We start from the raw sequence: 23,231 nt of genomic DNA on the forward strand, positions 1-23,231 counted from the left end.
CGAGGCCATCCATGATCGAGCGTTACTACAACCTGTTTGACCCGGCCAAGCACTACACCCAGCTGCTGTTCCGTGCTGGCGACGGCCTGCAGTCCCGAGAACTCAACGAGATCCAGACCACCCTGATCCACCGCCTGCAAGGCGTGGCCGATGCGCTGTTGAAGGACGGCGACATCGTCAGCGGCGCCAACCTGCAGATCGACGCCGATACCGGCTTGGTCACGCTGGAGGCAGGTCGCGTCTATCTGCGCGGCGCGGTACGCGAAGTGCCGGCAGCGACCTTCACTGTCCCCACGGAGGGACGTGTCGCGGTTGGCGTGCGGTTCTCCACCCGCACCATCACCGAACTGGAAGACCCCCATCTGCGTGAGCCCGCAGTGGGCGTGCGCAACTACCAGGAACCCGGTGCCGGCCGTTTGCAAGAGACCCTGGCCTGGGGTTGGGAAGGGTCGGGAACCAGTGACGGTCAGCCCGGCGACTTCCACGCTGTCTATGCCTTGGACAATGGCCTGCTGGAGAACCGCCGCCAGCCGCCCGTGCTCGATGGCGTGATTGCGAGTCTGGCGCGCTACGACTATGACGCCAATGGCCATTACGTCACCGAAGGATTGGGTGTCCGATTCCTCAGCACCGATGCCGATGCCCAAGAGCACATCTTCTCCGTGGCAGAAGGCCGTGCCAACATCGATGGCTTCAAGGTCGAGCGCAGCCAATCGCAGCGGCTGCGTCTGCCCATTGATCCCGATCTGCAGCGCGTCTCCAGCGAACCGCAGGTCTTCAACGATAGCGGTGACGGCTCCATGGTCGTCACGATCAACCGGCCGCCGCTCGCCCAGGTGATCGACATTAAGGTCACGCAGCAGAAGACCGAGACGGTGGTCCATGGCGCCTTCACTGGCAGCCGCGATGTCTTGACTGAACCGACCGTGGTCGCGGTGCTGGAGGTCAAACAAGGCGGCACGACCTACACCCAAGGTACCGACTACAAAGTGGTGGGTGATGAGGTCGACTGGTCACCCGGTGGCGCTGAGCCGGCACCCGGATCAAGCTATCAGGTCACCTACCAGTACATCGCCAGCATCACCCCGACGGATCTGTCCGATACCGGCTTCAAGGTGACAGGCGTCGTTCAGGGTTCCACGATGTACATCGACTACCAGTGGAAGCTGCCGCGCGTCGATGTGCTGGCGCTCACTGCTGACGGTCAGGTCGAGCGCATCAAGGGGATCTCCCAGGTCAGGAATCCGGTCGCACCCACGGTGCCGGCCTCGCGCCTGGCGCTGGCCGAGATTGCCTACGACTGGCGCAGGGGCTCGGAACCCACTGTGCGCAACGTGGCGATTCGCACCATCAAGGTCTCGGAACTCACGGCGATGCAGCGCCAGATCGCCGACCTCTACGATCTGATGGCCTTGGAGCGCCTGCGGGTCGATGCCAACATCCGCGAGCCCGCTGCCAAGAAGGGCCTCTTCGTCGACAACTTCCTGGATGACGACCTGCGCGATCAGGGCGTGGCGCAAACCGGTGCGATTGTGGCCGGGGTGCTGACCCTGCCGATCACCGCCAGTGCGCAGCACGCCAAGGACAACGGCAACGCCCTCATCACGCTCGACTACACCTTGATCCCGGTGATCGAGCAACTGGCGCGCACTGGGTCGATGAAGATCAACCCCTACCAGGCCTTCGAGCCGGTGCCGGCCCGGGTTACCTTGAACCCGGCTGTCGACCAGTTCACGGTGACTAACACCACCTGGGCTTCGGACGTGACCGAGCGTCTGATCACCGGCAGTGGTGTGCTCGAACAAGTGGTGGAAACGCGGCGCTCGGAACAGGTGCTGGCGTCCACCAGCGAGGAGGCGCAGTTTCTGCGTGCGTTGCAGGTGGCGTATCGGGTGGAAGGCTTTGGCCCCAGTGAAGCCTTGGCACAACTGCGTTTCGATGGCATCGGTATTTCGCAACCGGCGGGTATCGCTGCCAATGCGTCGGGCCTGCTCACCGGCAGCTTCCAGATCCCGCAGGCGATTCCGGCCGGGGCGAAGCTGGTGGAGTTTCTTGGGGCGGGTGGCAGCTATGGTTCAGCGACCTACGTCGGGCGCGGCCAGATCGTCACCGAAACCCGCCGCCGCATCCTGACCACGGTGGTGCGCCGCTGGGACCCGCTGGCCCAGACCTTCACACTGCCCGAGCGCCGCACCATCGGCGGGCTGGAGTTGTGGTTCACCACCAAAGGGGGATCGGCGCCAGTGATCGTGCAGATCCGTGAGACGCAAGTCGGTATGCCCACCACCACCGTGCTGACCGAAGGCCGGTTGCTGGCGTCCGACATCAAGACCGACGGCAATGCCACGCGCATCACGCTCGCCCCGGTCGCTCTGGAAGCCAACCGCGAGTACGCCATTGTGGTGCTCACCGACGACGCGAACCACGCGGTGTCGGTGGCCGAGCTCGGCAAGTACGACCCGCGCACCGGTTGGGTCACCGCTCAGCCCTACCAGATCGGCGTGCTGCTCTCGTCCAGCAATGGCATCACCTGGACACCGCACCAGACGCAGGACCTGACCTTCCGGCTCTTGGGGTGCCGCTTCACGCAGACCAGTAAGACCGTTTCGCTGGGCCAGTACACGGTGACCAACCTGTCGGATGTGATGGCGCTCGCGGGCGTCGAGCGTCCGGCCGCTGGCACCGATGTGCAGTTTCTGGCGACCGATGCGCAGGGGCGGATCTACACCCTGTCGGAAGACCAGGGGCTGGCCTTGAACGAGAAGCTCTCCGGCAATCTGGCCGTATCGGCCAAGCTGACGGGTACCGAGACGGCAAGCCCGATCCTGTATCCGGGCACGCTGTTGGTGTTCGGCACGCTGGAAGCGGCCGGGGACTACCTGTCGCGGGCGATTCCCGCTGCCGCTACCTTCAATGTGTCGGTGACGTTTGATGCACTGACGCCGGGCACGTCCAGCGTGGCAGTGCAGGCCGAGTCCGGCACGCCCGGCAGTTTCCAGGCGCTCTCCTTGTCCTCGGGGGTGGAGGTCGGCAACGGCTGGGTCGAGCGCACCTACAAGGCCACGAGCCTGGTGGGCGTGGGGGCGGATCGCACCACGCGCGTGAAGCTGGCCCTGTCCGGCAACCCTCAGCACCGGCCCTTCGTGCGCAATCTGCGCGTGATCGTTACCTGAAGGGGGTGAGCGATGACCCCTGAGCGCACACCGCGCGGCTATCCCTTGCCGCATCCCGAGCACCTGCTCTCTGAAGACGTCCTGAACCTGCGCGAAGCCATCACCCGCATCGATGCGGATGTCGCTGCGCAGGAGACGTCCTCTGAGCAGGGCCAAGACCAACTCACCGAACGCCTACACCGCCAGCAATTGCGGGTGTTTCACCAGTTCGGCTTTTAAGGAGCACCTCCCATGGCCAAAGACCCCTTGCTGCGCGATGCGGTGCGCGCGATCAAAGCCAAGATCGAAACCGCCGCCGAGATCGCCACCCCGGAAGAACTGGCCTATCTCGGCACCGCCATCGACCGCATCGGTGGTCGCGCCACCGTCCTCGAAGTCGAGGAGATGGGCGACATCAAGATGGCGGAGCTTACTGAGCATGCTACCTCCGTCGAGACGGCGACGCTGGACACCATTGCCACAGCCGCCGATGTGGCCATTGCCAACGTCACGGCCACCAAGATCGCCGCTGAGAGTTCCATCACGGCGACCAAGACGGCGGCGGAATCTGCGGTCACCCAGACCAAGGAGGCTGCCTTAGCGGTGATGGCACAGACCGAGACCAGCACAGTGGCCACCGTCAATGCTGCCGCGCAGAGTTCGATCCAGCAATCTGCCAGTGCCCGCGATCAGGCGATTGCGGCCGTCAGTAGCGCAGCCGATCAGGCCGTGGCCACGGCTCAGGCCGCTGCCAACAGCGTCACCCAGCAACTGGTGCTGGGGCGCAAGACCTTCTTCCTTGCCCAACTCTAAGGAGCCTTTTCGATGTCCATTCTGGGAACGGCGCTGCCAGCCGCCAACACGCTGGCGACCCTCTACGAAGTGCCCACCGGCCGCCGCGCCGTGGTCAATGTCGCGGCCTGCAACAAGGGCACGGCAGCCTCCAAGCTGCGCGTGGCGCTGACCGCGTCCGCCACGCCGGCCGAGAGCGAGTTCATTGAATTCGATGTGAGTCTGGCGGCGACCGAGGTGCTGGAACGCACTGCGCTCTCCTTGGCTGCGGGGCAGAAGATCGTGGTGCAGGCCAGCGCCGCCACGGTCAGCTTCAACGCCTGGGGCATTGAGGAGGTGGCGTAATGGGACGATTCTTGCGCACGCTGCCGGTGGACGCCGCACCGGCCTATGAGAAGCAGCCGCTGCCGCTGGTGGGGGTGTTTTCCTCATACAACAACAGCCCGGACTGCAGCATCTACGACTCGGATTTCAATCTGGTCAGCCGGGCCAACCAGACCAATGCCGGCAACGCCTGGGCGACCTCAGGCGAGATCTGGTCAGACTACACCGGCTGGAATTACACCAATGGCCAGGTGAGCTCGAGCGCGGCAGGTACCTATTGGGTCAAGGCCACACCCTGCTACTCGGTCGACGGTCACCAATTGCTGCGTCTGTCGGCCAACGGGGGCATGGCGATGCGCCAGCCCGACCAGATGGGCAGCTTCATGGCCAACTTTGGGGTGGTTGTGGGTCCCGAAGGCTACCGCCAGCCGATGTCGCTGTGGTTCTCCGGTACCACCTTGCGCCAATACACACGCGGTGGCTTTGCCCAGCTCGATCAACTGACCACCGGCCTGGCAACGGCCTCGGCGGCCACCTGGGCCGGGGCCAACACCAATATGCGCAGCGCCGTGGGCTACCACTGGGCCGCCGGGCTCCTGGTGCTGATCGAGGCGCGCGATGCGAGCTGCAACTACCGCGCCCACATCTGGAAGCACCCCAGTGCCAAGCTCTCGGGCAAACCCGGCGAACTCAACCAGTTCATCCTGGAGGCCAAGGCCGGTACCAACGGGGCCAGCTATCAGTACGTCGACTTCAGCTGGAATGCCAACGGCTCGACCAGTTATACCGAGAGCCAGTACCGGATGCGGGTCATCCCGACCAAGAGCGGCAAGATCGCCCTGGTGCGTTTTGTGCCGAGCAACTGCTCGCACATGGCCGTGCTCACCCCAGGCGCTGGCAACACCGGCGCGCTGGACACCAACTTCACGACGGTGTCTTGCACCACGTCCTACGGCATCGAGCAGGGCAGTTACTACGGGATGCGCCACCAGATCACCTGGGACAACCAGTGGGTGGCGGCTTTTGCGCCCTATTACTACTACGGCTCGGGCCTCTCGGGGCACGTGGTCAACACCGATGACCCCACGCGCTACTACCGGCTGTCCTACAGCAGCTCTAGTTGTGGCGTGTCGATCCTCCCGATCCGGGCGAGCGCCTTTGCCTATTCCTTCCACGAGAACAACGCCGACTCCAGCCAGGGCTTGAATGTCGGCCTGATGGATTTTGCGGGGGCGGGGTTCCAGACCACGGGGGTGCTGGCCAATGGGGGTACGGTCAGTTTGTCGACCAGTCGCTACTGGATCGATACCGGCTACACCAGCACCAACTACCCCTGCCTGATGCCGGTCGAGAACTGGAAGATCTAAAGGAGATACCGATGCCCAGGCTCTACATTGCATTTCACGACAACGGGGTGGTGCGCGATATCGCCACCGAACCCCTGGAGGGCTACTTGCCCGCGCCCAGCAAGGCCACCTCGACACTGGCCCTGCGCTATACCCTGCAGGACGGCAAGGCGGTTGAGCGCTTCCCCGGCAAAACCGACGAGGAAGTGCTGGCCCTCATCGCAGCGGAGCAGGCTGCTCAGACTTCGCAAGGCCCTGCTCCTGAAAAGACCATCACCAAGCTCGCCTTCATGAATCGCTTCACGATGGAGGAGCTGGCCGCGATCTACACCGCCGCCAAGACCGAGGTCCTGGTCGAGGTGTTTCTCGACAAGTTGAAGATCGCTGAAGAGGTGAATCTGGCGGATACCCAGACCATCGGTGGCCTGCAGGCACTCGCTGCCAGTGGTCTGCTGACCGAGACACGGGTGCAGGAGATTTTGCAGTGATGGCGGCTGTCCAACACCGCCTGTCGATGCTGGCGATTTGGCTGCTGTGCCAGATCGCGGCCCTCATCGCTTCCGTCTGGATGCTCACCGCTGCACTTGCCGGTTCCCGCCGCGCCTGGACCCTGGCGGTCGCCCACGACCAGTTGGCCAACGCCGCCTTCGGCGGTCACGAGGACGAGACGCTCTCCAGCCGTGCCGGCAAGGCCGCGCGCGAAGGCAAGCGCTGGGCCTGTGTGCTGTGCCGACTGCTCGACCGACTCGATCCGAACCACTGCGAGAAGTCCATCGAGCCTGATGAGGGCAAACCCATCGCCTGATTCTGTCGAGCCGTCACCCCCGTATTCCCCGATCCGCCGCTGGCGGATTTTTTACTTCTGGAGCCCACCCATGGCAGATCATTTTTTACACGGGGTCGAGGTCGTTGAAATCGACAACGGCCCGCGTCCCATTCGTACTGTCCGATCTTCGGTGATCGGCCTTGTCGGCACCGCACCGGATGCCGATGAAACATCCTTCCCGTTGAACACCCCGGTGCTGATTGCCGGCTCTCGCCTGGAAGCGGCCAAGCTGGGCAGCACCGGCACCTTGCCCATGGCCATCGATGGCATCTTCGATCAGGCCGGCGCGCTGGTGGTCGTGATCCGTGTCGCCGAAGGTACGACCGAAGCCGAGACCCAGACCAATGTGCTCGGCGGTGTCGATGCGGACGGCCAGTACCTCGGCCTGCAGGCACTCTTGGCGGCCCAGTCGGTCGCCAAAGTCACACCGCGCATCCTGATCGCCCCGGGTTTTACGCATCAGCGCCCCCAAGACCCTGACTATCCCGATGATGACACCCGCCAGTTGGCGAACCCGGTCGTGGCGGAACTCCTCGGTATTGCCGAGCGCCTGCGTGCGGTCATCATCGCCGACGGCCCCAACACCACGGACGCCGCTGCCATCGACTACCGCGAAGACTGGGGTTCTCCACGCATCTATGTGGTCGATCCGCACGTCAAGGTGATAAAGAGTGGTGCCGTGGTAATCGAGCCGGTCTCCGCCCGTGTCGCCGGCCTGATCGCCAAGATCGACAACGACCGGGGTTTCTGGTGGTCGCCCTCCAACAACGTCATCAACGGCATCGTCGGCAGCCACCGCCCGGTGGACTTTGCGCTCGGCGACTCCAATGCCCGGGCGAATCTCCTCAACGAGAACGAGGTGGCCACAATCATTCAGGAGGATGGCTACCGCCTGTGGGGCAACCGCACCTGTTCCAGCGACCCCAAGTGGGCCTTCCTGAGTGTGCGGCGCACCGCCGACATGGTCAACGAGTCGCTGCTCAGAGCACACCTCTGGGCGGTGGATCGCAACATCACCAAGACCTATGTCGAGGAAGTCACCGAGGGCGTCAACGCCTACCTGCGTCAGTTAACAGGCCGTTGAAAAAGTGGGCATCGAACGCATCAGGGACGCTGTTTTCGAAGAAACGAGTGGCCCAGACGCGTCTGCGCAGCGATTGCAACGGCCCATCTGGCCGGTTTGCAGGCCCTCCCGCCCATTTCGGGCGCACGTATCCCTGGGCTCACGCATGATGCGCGTCCCACCAGCCGCCGATGCTGCCCATTCGCACAAGGTTGTAGGTGGCAAAGCACAGCAGCGCCTGGCCCGTGAGCTTGGCCTGACCGATCAGCTTGGTCTTTGCCAGACCACCGACGGTCTTGATCCAGCCAAAGGCCTCTTCGATGCGCTTGCGCACCTTCAGGCTGGTCTTGTAGCCCTCGTGCCGTGTCACTCGCGCATCCACCGCCGAGTGTTTGTCCTTGGCCGCCACGTGGGGCGTGACTTTGAGCTTTCTGCAGCCTTTGATGAAGGCCTTGCTGTCGTAGCCCTTGTCGGCACCGACCGTGGCCCGTTTGTTCCTGTTGCCCCGACGCTCCAACATGGCCAGCGCCGCCTCGCGCTCGGCCGTGCCGCTGGCGTGGGTGATCTCGACATCCACGATCAGCCCGTTGCGGTTCTCCATGAGGATGTGCCCCATGTGGCACAGGCGGGATTTGTCGCCCTGGCTCTTCTTGAACAGCCGGGCATCGGCGTCCGTGGTGCTCTCGTGGGTGTCGTTGCAGCGCTCCTGCCCCTTGAAGTCCACCTCGGGGTTGCGCCCAGGCGGCGTGCCGCTGTCGTCGTCTTTGCGCTTGAAGCTCTTGTGCGAGGCCCAGGCGTCAATGAGCGTGCCGTCCACGCTGAAGTGCTCGTCGCTGGCGAGCTTGCCCCACTGGGCACTGAGCTTGACGCGCTCGAAGAAGGCGCGGGCGAGGTCTTCGTTGAACAGACGTTCGCGGTTGGCGCTGAAAGTGGAGTGGTCCCAGACCTTGTCTTCGATGTTCAGGCCCACGAACCAGCGGTACAGCAGGTTGTAGTTGATCGCTTCGACCAACTGGCGCTCGCTGCGGATGGAGAACAGGATCTGCAGCAGCAAGGCCTTGAGCAGCATCTCCGGTGGCACCGATGGGCGGCCACGGCGGGCGTACACCGCTTCGAACTCGCGGTTCATGGTTGCCAGCAGCGCATCAACCACCGCGCGCAACTTGCGCAGCGGGTGTGCCTGCGGCACGCGCTCTTCAAGGCTGATGTAGCTGAACATCGCCCCTGGAAATCTTGACTGCCTCTCATCGTCCTCGTCTGGGTCGTTCACCGATGGCTTCAGATCGTAGCGGCCAACGCGGGCGTCGGCGGGGGATTTTTCAACGGCCTGTTAAAGGCGCAAGGCGCCATCCTCGGCGGCAAGTGCTGGGCCGATCCGGATCTGAATTCACCGATGTCGATTGCCGACGGCAAGATCTATTTCAACTTCGACTTCACCCCGCCGTATCCGGCCGAGCACATCATCTTCCGCTCGCACCTGGTCGATGACTATCTCGAGGAGATTCTGTAATGGCCATCGAACTGCCGCGTGTTCTGAAAAACATGAACCTCTTCGTTGACGGCCGGGGTTATGCCGGACGTATCGATGAGATTCAACTGCCCAAACTCACCCTCAAAACCGAGGAGCACCGCGCCGGCGGCATGGATCTGCCGGTGGAGATCGACCTCGGCATGGAAAAGCTCGAAGCCGAGCTGACGATTGCCGACCACGATCCAGAGGTCTTCAAGCTCTTTGGGTTGCTGGACAACGCCGCAACGCAAATCACCATCCGAGGCGCCATCCAGGCGCAGGGGGTGGCGGCGAAACCCGTCATCGTCAATCTGCGCGGTGGCTGGAAGGAGCTCGATGCCGGCACCTGGAAGCCCGGTGACAAAAGCACCCTTAAGGTCTCGGTGGCGGCGAGCTATTACAAGCTCACCATCGATGACGAAGAACTGATCGAGATCGACGCCATCAACCTGGTGCGCAAGGTGGGCGGTACCGATCAGATGGAAGCCATTCGCGCCGCGATTGGCTTGTGATGAACCCCAGTGATGAACGACACGGAGAACATCGAATGAGCACTGCCGAACGCATCAAACTCAACTTTCCCATCGAGCACGACGGCGTCCCCATTGCCGACATTGCCCTGCGCCGCCCCACCGTGGGCGACCACCTGGCCGCGCAGAAGTCGGCGGGAACCGACGCTGAACGCGAGATCCGGCTGATCGCCAACCTGGCTGAACTGCCACCGGCTGCGATCTACCAGCTCGATATGAAGGACTACGCCCAACTGCAGAAGGTGCTGGGCGGTTTTTTGCAGTGAATCCGGGTGAGCTGTCCGCCCTTGTGGTGGAGCTCGCCCTCTACACCCACTGGCCTCGATCCGAGTTGCTCGCCCTGGAGGTGAGCGAGTTGGTCGAGGCCTTGTCATTGGCGCGGCGCTTGTCGGCTGTGCCGACTTCCTGACCCAAACCGAGGCGCACTATGGCCACAGCGCATCCTGTTCAGATCAGTATCGGTGCCACGCTGGCGGCCTCGCTCGGCTCGGCGGTGCGCGGTGCTTGTATCTTTAAACCAGACCAGCGCGGTAGAGTCTGAACGCCGTTGAGGCGGCCAGACCGGCCCGTGCAGTTTGGTAGGCGCTGGGGTGATAGAGCCCGTGACTGAGTACAGAACGCATGGCCGCCGCGCTGGTCTTCGTGAAGCCCGAACGGTTACGCGCGCCTTGATTGAGCGCGCATGCACAAGCAAGGGATCTGAAGATCATGTCTGTTACCTCTGTGACGGTGGGCATCGACGTGGCCAAGGCGCACGTGGATGTCTGTGTGCTGGGTGCCAAGAGCAGCGCCCAGCGGTTTGACAACGATGCCGAAGGCCACTCGGCGCTGGCGGCTGCCCTGCAGCCCCTGGACGTGGGTCTGGTGGTGATGGAGGCCACCGGCGGCTACGAGGCCGCGTTAGCGTGTGCCCTGCAGGCCACAGGCCTGCCCGTGGCGGTCATCAACCCGCGCCAGGCGCGCGACTTCGCCAAATCCATGGGACGCCTGGCCAAGACCGACGCGGTGGATGCGCGCACGCTGGCCGAGCTGGCAGCGGTGCTGCTGCGCCGCGACGATCTGCAGCGCTTCTTGCGCCCCCTGGCCGATGAGCGCCAGCAGTGGCTCGCGGCCCTGGTCACGCGCAGGCGCCAGTTGCTGACCATGCTCCATTCGGAGCGCCAACGGCTGCAGATCACGCCCAAGAAGCTGCACGCCAGCATCGAGGCCATCGAGGCGGCGATCAAGGCGCAGCTCGATGAGATCGAAGAGCAGATGGTCACGCATGTGCGCGAGCACTTTGGGGAGCTCGACACGCTGCTGCAGTCGGCTGCGGGAGTCGGCCCGGTGGCCAGTGCCACGATGATTGCCGAGCTGCCAGAGCTGGGCCGGCTGAACCGGCGCGAGATCGCTGCATTGGTGGGCGTGGCGCCCATGGCCAATGACTCCGGCGGCAGCAAGGGCAGGCGGCGCGTACAAGGCGGGCGCTTCGAGATCCGCCGCGTGCTGTACATGGCAACGCTCACGGCCACCCGCTACAACCCGGCCATCAAGGCCTTCTACGAGCGTCTGAAGGCCGCTGGCAAGTTGCCCAAGGTCGCCCTGGTCGCTTGCATGCGCAAGTTGCTCACCACGCTCAACGCCATTGTGCGCACTGGAAAACCTTGGGACAAGTCGCTTCATTGCGCTTGACTTCGAAGACGGTTACTCAGTCCCAGTTGAACCAGCTGGGCTCCACGATGGCCGAGCTGGGCAATAAGCAATCCGGCATCAAGCAACTGGAAGCCCTGCGCGCCCAGGCCAAGGATGCGGCGCTGGCCATGCGCGCGGCGCAGCAGAAGGTTTCCGGGTTGGAAGCGAATATCGCCGGCCAGGATGGCGGCGCCACCGCCAAGCAGACCCGCGAACTCGAACGTGCTCGTGCCGCCGCCGCTCGGGCGGAAGAGGTCTACCGTCGCCAGCGGGCAGCCGTGGATGAACTCTCGGGATCGCTGCAGCGCGCAGGGGTCAACACCCGCGCTATGGGTACCGAGTCCGCACGCCTGGGCAGCCAACTGGAGACGCTCCGATCCCGCACCGAAGCCCTGACGCGTGCCCAGCAGGCGCAAGCCCGCAATCTGGAGAACCGCAGTGCCTACCGCGCCCAGATGATGGATGCGGTGGCCTTGGGCGGCGCGCTCTACGGTCTGGTGCAACCGGCGGTCCAGTTCGAATCGGTGATGGCCGACGTCAAGAAGGTCGTGAACTTCGACACGCCCGAGCAGTTCGGGCAGATGTCCAAAGATGTGCTCTTGATGTCGACCCGCATCCCAATGGCCGCCGACGGCATTGGGGCCATCGTCGCCGCTGCGGGTCAGGCCGGTATCGCCCGGGATGAACTGCTGCGCTTTGCGGAGGACGCCGCCAAGATGGGCGTGGCCTTCGATCTGTCGGGGCAGCAGGCCGGGGCGGCGATGACGGGCTTGCGCTCGATCTTTGGACTGACGCAAGACGAGGTGGTGAAGCTCGGGGATGCCATCAACCACCTGTCCAACAACATGGATGCCAAGGCGTCCGACCTGCTCAACATCGCCAACCGGGCGGGCTCGACGGCCAAGCTGTTCGGCCTGTCTGGCGCGCAGCTCAATGCCCTGGGCGCGACCTTTCTCGCTTTGAAGACGCCACCTGAGGTGGCGGCCACCGGCATCAATGCGCTCTTGATGAAGCTGGCCACCGCCGACAAGCAGAACGAGAAGTTCCAGCAGGGTCTGCAGGACATCGGGTTGTCGGCCGAGGTCATGAAGAAGATGATCCAGCGCGATGCCCAAGGCGCGTTGACCACCTTCCTGCAGCAGGTCAAGAAGGCGCCGGACCTAATGGGCACCCTGTCGGATTTGTTCGGCATGGAGTACGCCGACGACATCGCCAAGCTGGTGGGCTCGATGGAGACCTACGAGAAGGCGGTAGGCCTGGTCGCCGATCAGACCGCCTACGCTGGGTCAATGCAGAAAGAGTACGAGGCCCGTTCGGCGACCACCGCGAACAACTTGCAGCTGCTCAAGAACCAGATGAGCCGTTTGGGTATCACGGTGGGCAATGCGCTGCTGCCGGCCTTGAACAGCCTGGTGGGTGCGCTGATGGGTCCCATCGACAGTCTGGCCAATCTGGCCGAGCGCTTCCCCATCGTCACGCAAGTGGTGGTGGGCACCGTCGGTGCCGTGCTGGGCTTGAAGGTGGCGACGATTGCGCTGGGTTACGCCTGGACCTTCGTGAAGGGGCCGATCCTCGGTGCCCAGGTGGCGTTTCAGTCGACCCGGGCAGGTCTGGCACTACTGCAAGTGCAGGCGGCGGCCACTGGAACCAGTGCCAGCATTCTGTCGCTGGCCTGGAGTCGGATTCAGACGGGTGCCCTCGGGCTGATCGCGCCGATCAAGTCGGCAGCGCTGGCCTTCTGGTCGATGCTGCCAGCCATCGGCGCCACCACGGCAGCCCTGCTCGCCAACCCGATCACCTGGATCGTTGCCGGCATTGGGGTGGCGGTTGCCGGACTGGCCTTGGTGATCCGCAAATACTGGGACCCGATTGCCGCTTACGTCGGCGGTGTGTTCGAGGGCATTCGTTCGGCCATGCAGCCGGCGATTACCAGTCTCTCCACAGCACTGGCACCGCTGGCGCCGATTGGGCGGGCGGTGGCTTCCGTGTTCGGTTTCATCGCCGATGGCGTGAGCCGGGTGGTCGGTTGGATCGGTCAGTTGCTCGCGCCGGTGACGCTCTCCACGGAGGAGTTCAACAGCCTGTCCGCCTCGGGCCAGTCCCTCGGTGCAGTGATCGGTGGTGTGTTGAGCACGGCTTTTACGGTGCTGACGCTTCCGATTCGCGCGGTGGGCACCTTGGTGGGGTGGGTGATCGAGGGGTTTACGGCCCTGGTGACATTCTCCCCCTTGGCTCTCATCAGCGCCGCCTGGCAACCGGTGGCGGAGTTCATGACCGGTCTTTGGTCGGGCATCACCGCCACCGTCGGTCAAGCCATCGACTGGATCGCCGGCAAGATCGGCTGGGTGATGGAAGCCGGCAGCAAGGTCGGCAACTGGTTCGGCTCGCTCTTCGGCGGTGACAAACCGTCATCGGCCACTGCCACGACACCGGCCACCACGCGTCCGGCAGCGGTGGGTGGCACTGCTTCGCTGGCTGCGCCACGTCCCGCCGTCGGTACCGTTCCCGTTGGTCTCACACCGATGTCAGCGGGCAGTCCGTCAGTGGCGAGTGCCAGACCGGTGACGATGCCGGCACAACCACTGGCTGCGCGTGGCAACACCAGTGTCTCGCTGTCTGCCCCGATCACGGTCAATGCACCGCCCGGGATGGATGCGCGCGAGATCGCCGCACTCATCGAGTCGCGCCTGCGCACCCTGATGCGCGAGACCACCCGCAGCCCGGCTGCGGCGATGTACGACTGATTCCTTCCACCCCCTTTCATTGTCGAGGTGTGCCATGGCCGAACGGGTGATGTTGGGCCTGGGCGAGTTTCGTTTTGAAATCGCCACGCTCGCTTACCAGAAGTTCTCGCTGAACCAGTCTTGGCGCTGGCAGGAGCAGGCGCGTATCCACCGCGATCCTGCGCTGCAGTTCGTCGGACGCAACATTGGCGAGATCGAACTCGACGGCTTGATCTACCCGAGCTTCAAGGGTGGCCTGGGGCAGATCGAAGCCATGAGATCCCTTGCTGACGCCGGCAAGCCGCTGCAGCTGGTCGATGGCCTGGGCCGCATCTGGGGTGCCTGGGTGATCACGGAGATCGGCGACACCCGCACCGTGTTTGCCGATGACGGTCAGCCCAGGAAGCTCGAGTTCCGCATCAAGCTCAAGGCCTATGGGGAGGATCAGCCATGACCCGGCCGATCTTCAAACGGGTGATCACCCGTGATGGCGATGTGCTCGACGATCTGGTCTGGCGGCATTACGGGCGCAGCGATGTACTGACCGCCGTGCTCGAAGCCAATCCGCAGTTGGCCCAGTTACCCCCGGTCCTTGTGGCTGGCCTGGTGGTCGAGTTGCCCGATCTGCCGCTGCCGACTGAAGCGCCGGTGATCCGGCTGTGGTCGTGAGCCCAATACGAGGAGGGGGCCATGCAACCACTGTTCCGCATTTACGCCGGCACCCAAGAGATCACCGCTGCCATCCGCGACCGGCTGATCGAACTGGTCGTGACCGACGAAGCCGGCATCCAGTCCGATGAATTGAAACTGACCCTCGATGATCGTCGCCGTGAGGACGGCGCGATTGCTGAGCTGCCGCGCATCGGTACGGTGCTGACTGTGTCGCTGGGCTATGCCGAAACCCGGCTGGTGTCCTTGGGGCGTTTCATCGTGGATGAGGTCGAGATCCGCTCGCCGCCCGCGACGTTGACCGTCTCGGCCAAGGCCGCCGATATGGTCGGGCCGTTTCGCAGCCCCAAGACGCGCTCGTGGGATGAGACCACGCTCGGAAAGCTGGTCGCAGCCATCGCTGCTGAGCACCGCTATCAGGCCAAGATCGATCCGGAGCTGGGCGCCATCGCGATCCCGCATCTGGATCAGACCGCCGAGTCGGACATGGCGCTGCTCACGCGCCTGGCGGCCAAGCACGATGCCGTGGCCAAACCCGTGGCGGGGTTTCTCGTACTGGCCAAGCAGGGGGCGATCAAGACCATCACCGGGCAGGTGATGCCAACGATCAAGCTCATAGCGAGTGATCTGGCGGAGTGGCGCTACCGGCACTCGGCGCGCAAACCCGGCGGCAGCGGCTCGACCAGCGATGGCGATACGCAAAAACCACCGACGACAGCCACCGGCGGCACCAAGGCATATTGGTGGGACTTCGAGAAAGGCGAGCGCCGGGAAGTGACCACTGGATCGCCGCCCTTCGAGGAAATCCGCTACGTCCACGCCACCGAAGCGGAAGCCAAGGCAGCGGCTGCTACCCGCAAGAACACTGGGGAGCGTGGGCAGGGCGAACTCTCGTTCAGCCTACCCGGTGATCCGAGGCTCGCCGCCGAGGGACGGCTGTCGCTCTCCCTGCGCCCGGGTATCCCCACCGACTGGCGCATCAAACGCGTCGAGCACCGGCTCGGTGCCCAGGGCTACACGACGCAGGTCGAGTGCGAGCGCTTCACCGCCGCTCCCGTTCCCATCACCCAATCTGAGTAAGGAGGCCACCGTGCCCGAAAAAGATCCTTCGACCTACGGCCTGATCACCTACCTGTGGGTGACGGGCCTGGCCGCCTGGGGTGGCCTGGTCAATTTCTACCGCAAGGTCAAATCCGGTGAGACCCGTGCCTTCAACGTGGTTGAACTCATCGGCGAGATCGCCACCTCCGCTTTCGCTGGCCTCATCACCTTCTGGCTGTGCGAGGCCGCGCAGTTCAATCCCCTAGTCACCGCTGCGCTGGTCGGTATCTCCGGCCACATGGGCAGCCAGGCCATCTACCAACTGGAACGCTGGGCGCAGACGCGTCTGGGCAAGGAGCGGTCATGAACACCATCGAACAGATTCTGGATGACATCCTTCGCCGCGAAGGCGGCTACGTGAATCACCCGGCCGACCGGGGCGGGCCGACGAACTTCGGCATCACCGCACAGACGTTGGGAAGCTGGCGAAAGCTTGGCCGCCCGGCCACGGCTGCTGAAGTCCAGGCGCTGACGGAACCGGAAGCCCGTGCCATCTACCGCCAGCAGTACATCACCGGCCCCGGGTTCGAGACCATCACGCATCCGGCGTTGCTGCACCTGCTGGTCGATGCCGGGGTGCATTCCGGACCGAAACGCGCAGTGCAGTGGCTGCAGACGGCGCTCGGTGTCGCTGCTGATGGCGTCATCGGCCCCAAGACCCGCGCGGCACTCGCACAAGCTGACCAAGGTGTGCTCTACGGCAAGGTGCTGGGGCAGCGCCTGCGCCACCTTGGACGGCTGATCACCCACGATCCCAAGCAGTCGGCATTCGCTGCCGGCTGGATGAACCGGATGGCGGAATTCGTGGAGGGCACGGTATGACCCCGATCCTCGCCACCTTGGCACCGGGCCTGCTCGAAGCCGGCAGTCGGCTGATCGACCGCCTGGTGCCGGACCCCGCCGAACGCGAAAAAGCCAAGCTCGCCTTACTGCAAGCCGAAGGGCAGCTGGCGCTGCAGGAGATGCAGACCAGCCTGTCGGCGATCCTGGCTGAGGCCAATTCGGCCGACCCCTGGACCAGCCGGGCACGGCCGACCTTCCTGTACGTGATCTACGGCGTGATCCTGCTGTGCGTGATGGGTGCCATCATCGGCATCTGGTGGCCAACGCACGTCTTCCAGGCGGCGGAGAACCTCAATAAGCTGCTGGGCGCGGTGCCCGAGAGCCTGTGGTGGCTCTTTGGTGCTGGCTACCTGGGCTACACCGGGGCGCGCAGCTTCGACAAGTGGCGTGGGCCGGCACGCTGACCGGTGCTGCCCGGCACGACAACCTGAAACGACGATCCCCCGATCTCATTGCCTTTGCCGGCGGTGGGGTCGGGGGATTTTTGCGTTTGGGCGTGGCTACCAGCCGCCTGGCTTAGTGAATGTACCGTGCTGGTCCGTGATCTGATCAGGAAATTGCGCAGCCCCAAGTGCGCCCGAGCGAATCTGCTTGATGAAGTCAATGTGGGGCAGGATGGCGCGACTGGGGTTTTTCTGCGGATTTAGGACACCGACTTTCTTGCCCATGTCCGCGCGCACGATCTTGATCGGGGCCAGCAAATCAGAATCATTGGAGATGACCACCGCAGCGTCGAATCGGTTGTGGTGAGCATCGTTGAGCAGATGCGTTGCAAGGTTCACGTCGGAACCCTTCTCTTCGGTCTTGATGACTTCGACGTATTCCTGCGGCTGGCCAGGAGGCACGACTTTGGGCATCCAAACGTTATGCGTCAGATAGTGGCCGAGCACGATCTCTGTCGTGGGCAAAGTACGCAGTGCGCGCAGATAAGTCTGTTGACGTACAGGCTGATCAGGATCATTTGGGCGAGCCGATACCAGCGCTGTGAAATACTTGACTGCCCGAATGTCGTTCTTCGGCAGCAGTAGCTCGCAGAGCTTCTGAATGTTCAACCAACGATACGGGGTCCGCCTCAAGCACCCGTAGTACAGATTGAACGCATCGACGTAGACGATAGTACGCATCAGTACCCACAAAAAAGCAGGGGCCACCCGAAGGTAGCCCCGCGCCCAGCCACCGAGGCGACTGGGGAGATGTGCGACTAGTATAACCGACAACTCGTCCGGTTTGCCAGTATTTTACGCTGTGGCCACCACCGCCGCCTGACTCCCCACCGGCCGCCGCCCCACGACGTTCCCCACCACGTTGACCGCCTCGAGCATCGCCTGCGGCGACAGGTGCGCGTAGCGCATCGTCACCTTCGGATCGTGGTGACCCAGCAGTTTCTGCACCTCGTACAGCGACCGCCCGGCATTGACCAGGAAACTCGCGTAGCTGTGGCGCAGGTCGTGCAGCCGCACCTCGCCCAAGCCCACCTTCTTCCTGATCGAGTCCCAGGCGTAGAAGATCGACACCGGTGGCTTCTTGGTCCTGGGGTTGAAGAACACCCAGGGGATGTCCTCCTGCCGGGGCAGCGACTGCAGCAACTCGATGGCCGCGTCCGACAGGGGAATGTGGCGCGGCTTCTTCGACTTCGACCGTGCCGCCGGCACCGTCAGTATCCGGCGGCTGAAGTCGATCTCGTCCCACCGGGCGTCCAGGACCTCTCGCTTGCGAGCACCGGTGTAGAGCAGCAGCCGGATCACCTGGCCCACCTGCACATTGCGGTTGGTGTCCAGCTCATCAAACAGTCGTTGCACCTCCTCGGTCGTCAGGTAACGCTCCCGCGCCCCGTGATCCTCAAAGGGCTCCACGCCATCGCAAGGATTGCCCTTGGGCGGCAAGATGTCCCAGCGGATCGCGCAGTTGTAGATGAACTTCATCAGCACGATCATCCGGTTGCAGGTGCCGGCCGCGTAACCCTTCTCGAACACCGCGTGGTGGAACGCCACCACATCGGAGCGGGTGATCCGGTTCATCCGGAAATCGGCAAACACCGGCAGCAGGTGATTGCGCAACATCGTCTCATCCGTTTCCCAGCTGCGCTTCCTCGTTTTGGCGTAGGGCAGATACCGCTCGGCCACGAAATCCCCGAAGGTCGGCACATCCTTGAAGCGATGGCTCTCCACCTTGGGGTCACCACCCTCGGTCACCATCTGCTTCATCTTGTGCGCCTTGGCCCGGGCGTCCGACACCGAAATCTCATCGGCCCGGCCAATCCGGTTCAGTCGCACCTTGCCGGCCGCATCGCGGTAGCGGAAGTAGAAGGTTGCTCCGCCACTGGCCCGGTGCTCCAGCAAGAAGCCCTTGATCTCCGTATCGAAGTAACTCACGGCCCCGGAGGCAGGCTCGCGACCTGGCAGCGTGGCCAGGAATTCGGTCGTCAACGCTTGTGCTGGCATCGTCGTGCTCCTCTATCTATTGAGGGTCATACTACGATACAATGCGCCGGAAAGGACATAAAAAGCGTCTAATCAAACAGAAATATTCACCTACCAAGACCGAAAAAAAAAGGAAGGAGTCGACCATGATCGACGGAAGACAGATCCGCGCCGCGCGCGCGATGCTGGGCTGGAGCCGGGAGGACCTGCTCCAGGCCTCGGGCATCTCGATGTCGGCGCTGCTGCGCATGGAAGGGGCGCTGGCCGACAGCCGCAGCTCAACACTCAACAAGGTGGTCAAGGCACTGAGCCTGGCTGGCATCGAATTCGTCACGCGTGATGACGGAGCGATTGGCGTGATCCTGAAGGCCGAACAGGCGAAAGCGTCGCAAGGAAACTGAGCGTTTGAGACAATGTGCAGTTTTCCGCAGCTGACTTATCTCCGATGGTAACCACGACCACCTACTACACCGATTCCCGCTACCGTACCTATCCTGGGGACGGTTACGATGGTGTCGTGCGTGTGAGCTATGGTGGCTACTACGGCACGGGGACTTTGCTTTTTGACGGCCGAGCCATTCTGACGGCTGCTCACCTGTTCGAAGGACGGACGGGATCTGCCAGCGTCACCTTCGAAACGGGGAGTGGGACGCAAACTCTGACCGCGACCAAAATCCTCCAGCACCCGGGGTACGACGTAGACAGCAATAACGATCTGGCGATTGTCTGGCTGTCCGGCACTGCGCCTGTGTTGGCCGATCGCTACGACATCTACCGTGACAGCGACGAGATCGGCCAAGCCTTCAACTTCTCAGGCTATGGCCGAACCGGCACGGGAAGCACTGGCGCAACCAGCAGCGACACCGCCACTCCCATCCGGCTCAAGGCGTCGAATCAGTTCGATGCTGATGCAGCGACACTTAAAAGCTATCTCGGCTCAGGAATGGCTTGGACACCGCTCTCCGGCACACAACTGATCGCCGACTTCGACAACGGCACCTCCACCAACGATGCACTGGGCCAATTAATCTATCGCTATGACACCGGCCGAGGACTTGATGAAGGCCTGATTGCATCAGGTGACAGCGGCGGTCCAGCCTTCCTCCAGAACAAGCTTGCCGGCGTCGCAAGCTACACCGCCAGCCTGACTCGGGGCAGCATCAACCCTGATATCGATAGCAGCACAAACAGCAGTTTCGGTGAGATCGCCGCCTGGCAGCGCGTGAGCGCTTACCAACAGTGGATTGACCAAAGCCTGCGGGCTAACTATCCGAACGCCCCGACCAAGCCGGAGGAGGTCAAAAAGGAAGTCGCCGAGGGTAACAGCGGTACCAGCTTCGCCTACTTCCTGGTGCAGTTTACCGGCGTGCGCAGCGACCCCAATCAAATTTTGAGCGTGGACTACGCCACGCGAGATGGCTCGGCCTTGGGTGGAACCGACTACCTTGCCGTCAGTGGCACACTGAACCTGTATCCCGATGAGAACCAGGCTGTGATCCCGGTCGAGATCATCGGCGACAGCACGCCCGAGCCCAGCGAATACTTCTATCTCGACGTTTTCAACCCCGTGGGTGGCAGCTTTGGTGAGGGAGTGATCAAGCTCACGGCGGTACGTACCATCCTCGATGATGACGGTTGGTTCGCATAAAGCAGAGGCACAAAAACCGCCTCAGCCGCCACAATGAGCACAGCATCCTGTGCCACCCCAAAAGGCACAAAGGCCACCTGATGAGACACATTGGGTGGCCTTTGCACTCGATGGCTTCGGTTGGTAGGTAGTTGGTACGTCGGATTGGCTGCAAATTGCGTCTATATAGATAGGTGACGCGGCTAAGTCTTTGAAAAGACAAGGAAAATATCCGATCAGACTGAAAATATGCCTTTTGCGGTAGGAAAGTGGTCGGAAGTGGGCGCTTAGGAGGCTTCAAAACGCGCGTAAGTCTTTGACTTACAAAGAGATTGCAGAGTAGCTGGCTATTACGCTCACTACCAGTCAGGACAACTTCACCGGTACTGCTGGTAACGATACGATCATCGGTCTCAACGGTACGGGTGCTACCCTGACCCTGGGTGATGTGATCAACGGCGGTGCCGGTACCGACACCCTGAAAGTCACCAGCGATAACGCTACCGTCAACTTGGCTGTGGCTACTATCAGCAATGTTGAAAACGTTGAAGTCAACAACAAGGCTGTTGCAGCTCCCGGTACTGCAGGCACAGCTCAGGCTGCAGGTACTCTGAACCTGAACAGCGTTGCCTACGAAAAGGCTATTTTCGAGGGCGTGACTGGTGACGAGGCAACTACCGTAAATAGCGATACGCTGACCGTCAATAATGCCAACCTGGCTACCCGCGTGGTTCTGAAGGAAATCACCGATGTGGCGTCGACCGTGAATTTCGTCGGTGCGACTGGTGCAGCAGACACCGCTACCGTTGAAGTCGCCAAGGCGACCGAATCGGGTGGTGCTGGCGCGAACTCCAACAACAACCTGACTGTTGGCAACATCGAGACCCTGAACCTGGTCTTTAGCACTGGCGCTAACGCCATGAACGTAGTGAGCGCTGCTCAGGCCAAGACTGTCAACGTGACCGTCGAGTCTGGCGCCAACACGACGTTGTCGGGTGCTGCTGCTCTCGCCGCCACGACGGCCCTCAACATCAACGCAACGGGTAACCTGACGCTGGGTGCCACTGCTGACTTGGCAAATGACGCTGTAATCACCGTGAAAGGTGCGGGCAACGTCAACCTGGCTACACTGGATACTGGTAAGGCTGTCAATGGTAACTCGGTCAATGCAGCTGAATTGACAGGTAAACTTACTGTCGCCGGTAGCGCGGATACTGCTTCCATCACGGGCGGTGCTGGCGCTGACACCATCACTTCTGCTGCTATTGCAACAGTGGTTGTGGCGGGTGACGGTAATGACTACGTGTCCATCGGTGCTGTTGATTACGGTGCTGCTGGTGCCAAGACCGTCGCAGGTGGGGCTGGTCGTGACACGGTGAACATCACTGCATCTGCAAACCTGGATGCTGGTCTGATGGCCAATGTCACTGGTTTCGAAGTGCTGGACATCAAGGGTTCCAACGGGACTGATGGTAATGCCGCGGGTAACGGTAACTACAACGTGGATGGCCGTGGCTTTGAAGAGGTCACTATCGGTGGCGATCTGACTAAGGCTGCGACTGTTAGCGGTATTACCAGCGAACTGCTGACGATTACCTCTACGACCACTAACGGCATCACCTATGCGTTGAAGACCGCAACCGGTACGACCGATGCAATCAAAGTGAGCATTGCTGGTGCTTACAGCGATGCCGGCACCCCGGCCGTTAAGACTGACGATGCCAACGACCTGACGGTTGCTGCGATCACCACTGCTGACATCGAGACCGTGACGATCGAGTCCAAGACCGATGCTGGTAACGTGGCAGGTGTCAAAAACACTCTGACCCAGCTGGCTACAAACGCCACCAAGCTTGTTGTTTCTGGCGATCACGTTCTGCAGATCACCAATTTCGACTCTGAGACGGGCGCCGCTCGTAACACCACGATTAAGACCATCGATGCTTCTGCATCGAAGGGGTTGATCATGAGCGAAGGTGTACAAACGACGACTGCGGTGTCGATCACGGGTTCTGCTCATGGCGACACCCTGGTCATCGATGCACTGAGTATTGGTGCTAACACCATCAATGCAGGCAAGGGTGGTGACGTGGTTACCCTCGGCGCGAATGGCGTTCGTGACACCTTGATCCTGAATGCGGGTGACTCGCAAATCGGTTTCACCGACACCAACAAAGATGGTGCCTACACTGCCGCAGCTGACGCTGAAGCATTCGATGTCATCACTGGCTTTGTGTCTGGTACCGATTTGATCGATCTGGGTGCCTTCGGCTTTACCGGCCAGAAGCAGTCTGCCCTGGCCAACAAGACGCTGGCAGCCGCTGACATTGTCAAGTTGGTTAACGGCACGACCGCCACGATTGCCGACTTCTTCGTCGATACCGGTGTTGCCCGTGGTGTGGCTGTTGTTCAAGGTGTTGATGCTTCTACCTTCGGTGGCGGCGCAGGCTCTACCGTGGCGTTCATCGACGTCGACGGTAACGGCACACTTAATGCGGCGAACGATATGATGATCGTGTTGAGTGGTACCGCCACTGTTGCGCTGAGCGACTTCGGCTTCTAATCTCCCCGGAGACAAGCACCCGCCCTCGGGTAGGTGCTTGAGGTGATTGAAACCCTGTCCTTCGAAAGAGG

Annotated in this window: 23 protein-coding genes and 1 pseudogene; 21 read left to right on the forward strand and 3 right to left on the reverse strand. The window is 62.4% G+C overall.

Going from position 1 to position 23,231, the window contains the following annotated elements; all coding sequences use genetic code 11:
• Nucleotides 1-11: 11 nt before the first annotated feature.
• The 8 genes from HND92_RS03495 to HND92_RS03530 all read left to right on the forward strand — a co-directional run bounded on the left by HND92_RS03495 (nucleotide 12) and on the right by HND92_RS03530 (nucleotide 7,524).
• Nucleotides 12-3,173 carry a DUF4815 domain-containing protein gene (locus tag HND92_RS03495; RefSeq protein ID WP_172205889.1) on the forward strand — a complete coding sequence of 1,054 codons (3,162 nt, stop codon included), beginning with the start codon at nucleotides 12-14 and terminating at the stop codon, nucleotides 3,171-3,173.
• A 12-nt stretch (nucleotides 3,174-3,185) separates the two neighbouring features.
• On the forward strand, nucleotides 3,186-3,392 hold the full coding sequence (locus HND92_RS03500; protein WP_172205890.1) for a hypothetical protein: 207 nt from the start codon (nucleotides 3,186-3,188) through the stop codon (nucleotides 3,390-3,392).
• A gap of 12 nt (nucleotides 3,393-3,404) precedes the next feature.
• A complete protein-coding gene (locus tag HND92_RS03505; RefSeq protein WP_172205891.1) occupies nucleotides 3,405-3,965 on the forward strand; it encodes a hypothetical protein in 561 nt (186 codons plus the stop codon).
• A 12-nt stretch (nucleotides 3,966-3,977) separates the two neighbouring features.
• Nucleotides 3,978-4,289: a hypothetical protein gene (locus tag HND92_RS03510; RefSeq protein ID WP_172205892.1), complete on the forward strand. Its 312-nt coding sequence runs from the start codon at nucleotides 3,978-3,980 to the stop codon at nucleotides 4,287-4,289.
• Nucleotides 4,289-5,635, forward strand: coding sequence for a hypothetical protein (locus HND92_RS03515; protein ID WP_172205894.1), 1,347 nt, complete (start codon nucleotides 4,289-4,291; stop codon nucleotides 5,633-5,635). The genes HND92_RS03510 and HND92_RS03515 overlap by 1 nt, the downstream gene beginning before the upstream one ends.
• An 11-nt stretch (nucleotides 5,636-5,646) precedes the next feature.
• Nucleotides 5,647-6,102 carry a hypothetical protein gene (locus tag HND92_RS03520; protein WP_172205896.1) on the forward strand — a complete coding sequence of 152 codons (456 nt, stop codon included), beginning with the start codon at nucleotides 5,647-5,649 and terminating at the stop codon, nucleotides 6,100-6,102.
• On the forward strand, nucleotides 6,102-6,419 hold the full coding sequence (locus HND92_RS03525; protein WP_253940099.1) for a hypothetical protein: 318 nt from the start codon (nucleotides 6,102-6,104) through the stop codon (nucleotides 6,417-6,419). The genes HND92_RS03520 and HND92_RS03525 overlap by 1 nt, the downstream gene beginning before the upstream one ends.
• 70 nt (nucleotides 6,420-6,489) lie before the next feature.
• Nucleotides 6,490-7,524, forward strand: coding sequence for a phage tail sheath subtilisin-like domain-containing protein (locus HND92_RS03530; protein ID WP_172205898.1), 1,035 nt, complete (start codon nucleotides 6,490-6,492; stop codon nucleotides 7,522-7,524).
• Nucleotides 7,525-7,663: 139 nt separating this feature from the next.
• On the opposite strand, the pseudogene HND92_RS03535 reads toward HND92_RS03530, so the two are convergent.
• Nucleotides 7,664-8,751, reverse strand: a pseudogene (locus HND92_RS03535) (IS5-like element ISDisp1 family transposase).
• Nucleotides 8,752-9,012: 261 nt separating this feature from the next.
• On the opposite strand from HND92_RS03535, the gene HND92_RS03545 reads away from it, so the two are divergent.
• The 10 genes from HND92_RS03545 to HND92_RS03590 all read left to right on the forward strand — a co-directional run bounded on the left by HND92_RS03545 (nucleotide 9,013) and on the right by HND92_RS03590 (nucleotide 16,954).
• Nucleotides 9,013-9,525, forward strand: a complete 513-nt coding sequence (locus HND92_RS03545) for a phage major tail tube protein (protein WP_172205903.1) — start codon at nucleotides 9,013-9,015, stop codon at nucleotides 9,523-9,525.
• Nucleotides 9,526-9,560: 35 nt separating this feature from the next.
• Nucleotides 9,561-9,809: a phage tail assembly protein gene (locus HND92_RS03550; protein WP_172205905.1), complete on the forward strand. Its 249-nt coding sequence runs from the start codon at nucleotides 9,561-9,563 to the stop codon at nucleotides 9,807-9,809.
• Between the two features lie 442 nt (nucleotides 9,810-10,251).
• The gene (locus tag HND92_RS03555; protein WP_371814822.1) at nucleotides 10,252-11,214 is read left to right on the forward strand and encodes an IS110 family transposase; all 963 of its coding nucleotides are present in this window, start codon (nucleotides 10,252-10,254) and stop codon (nucleotides 11,212-11,214) included.
• A 47-nt stretch (nucleotides 11,215-11,261) separates the two neighbouring features.
• Nucleotides 11,262-13,958, forward strand: coding sequence for a phage tail tape measure protein (locus tag HND92_RS03560; protein ID WP_172205907.1), 2,697 nt, complete (start codon nucleotides 11,262-11,264; stop codon nucleotides 13,956-13,958).
• A 34-nt stretch (nucleotides 13,959-13,992) separates the two neighbouring features.
• Entirely contained in the window at nucleotides 13,993-14,391 is a 399-nt protein-coding gene (locus tag HND92_RS03565) for a phage tail protein (protein ID WP_172205909.1), read from the forward strand.
• Nucleotides 14,388-14,606 carry a tail protein X gene (locus HND92_RS03570; protein ID WP_172205911.1) on the forward strand — a complete coding sequence of 73 codons (219 nt, stop codon included), beginning with the start codon at nucleotides 14,388-14,390 and terminating at the stop codon, nucleotides 14,604-14,606. The genes HND92_RS03565 and HND92_RS03570 overlap by 4 nt, the downstream gene beginning before the upstream one ends.
• 21 nt (nucleotides 14,607-14,627) lie before the next feature.
• Nucleotides 14,628-15,686, forward strand: a complete 1,059-nt coding sequence (locus tag HND92_RS03575; RefSeq protein ID WP_172205913.1) for a phage late control D family protein — start codon at nucleotides 14,628-14,630, stop codon at nucleotides 15,684-15,686.
• Nucleotides 15,687-15,696: 10 nt separating this feature from the next.
• Nucleotides 15,697-16,014 (forward strand): phage holin family protein, encoded by a 318-nt coding sequence (locus tag HND92_RS03580; RefSeq protein ID WP_172205915.1) that lies wholly within the window; start codon nucleotides 15,697-15,699, stop codon nucleotides 16,012-16,014.
• Nucleotides 16,011-16,529 (forward strand): glycoside hydrolase family 108 protein, encoded by a 519-nt coding sequence (locus HND92_RS03585; RefSeq protein WP_172205917.1) that lies wholly within the window; start codon nucleotides 16,011-16,013, stop codon nucleotides 16,527-16,529. The genes HND92_RS03580 and HND92_RS03585 overlap by 4 nt, the downstream gene beginning before the upstream one ends.
• On the forward strand, nucleotides 16,526-16,954 hold the full coding sequence (locus HND92_RS03590) for a holin family protein (RefSeq protein WP_172205919.1): 429 nt from the start codon (nucleotides 16,526-16,528) through the stop codon (nucleotides 16,952-16,954). Before HND92_RS03585 ends, HND92_RS03590 begins: the two co-directional genes overlap by 4 nt.
• Before the next feature lie 96 nt (nucleotides 16,955-17,050).
• Here HND92_RS03590 and HND92_RS03595 read toward each other — a convergent pair whose 3' ends face one another.
• Nucleotides 17,051-17,674 carry an NYN domain-containing protein gene (locus HND92_RS03595; protein ID WP_172205921.1) on the reverse strand — a complete coding sequence of 208 codons (624 nt, stop codon included), beginning with the start codon at nucleotides 17,672-17,674 and terminating at the stop codon, nucleotides 17,051-17,053.
• Between the two features lie 114 nt (nucleotides 17,675-17,788).
• Complete coding sequence (locus tag HND92_RS03600) at nucleotides 17,789-18,991, reverse strand: site-specific integrase (protein WP_172205923.1); 1,203 nt, start codon at nucleotides 18,989-18,991, stop codon at nucleotides 17,789-17,791.
• 125 nt (nucleotides 18,992-19,116) lie between these two features.
• Here HND92_RS03600 and HND92_RS03605 point away from each other — a divergent pair, with 125 nt between their 5' ends.
• The 3 genes from HND92_RS03605 to HND92_RS03615 all read left to right on the forward strand — a co-directional run bounded on the left by HND92_RS03605 (nucleotide 19,117) and on the right by HND92_RS03615 (nucleotide 23,160).
• Nucleotides 19,117-19,371: a transcriptional regulator gene (locus HND92_RS03605; protein ID WP_172205925.1), complete on the forward strand. Its 255-nt coding sequence runs from the start codon at nucleotides 19,117-19,119 to the stop codon at nucleotides 19,369-19,371.
• Nucleotides 19,372-19,415: 44 nt separating this feature from the next.
• A complete protein-coding gene (locus HND92_RS03610; protein WP_172205927.1) occupies nucleotides 19,416-20,618 on the forward strand; it encodes a trypsin-like serine protease in 1,203 nt (400 codons plus the stop codon).
• A gap of 427 nt (nucleotides 20,619-21,045) precedes the next feature.
• Entirely contained in the window at nucleotides 21,046-23,160 is a 2,115-nt protein-coding gene (locus HND92_RS03615) for a hypothetical protein (protein WP_172205929.1), read from the forward strand.
• Nucleotides 23,161-23,231: the final 71 nt, after the last annotated feature.

It is taken from the genome of Diaphorobacter sp. JS3050 (assembly GCF_013154915.1).
Classification (GTDB): Bacteria; Pseudomonadota; Gammaproteobacteria; order Burkholderiales; family Burkholderiaceae_C; genus Diaphorobacter; species Diaphorobacter nitroreducens.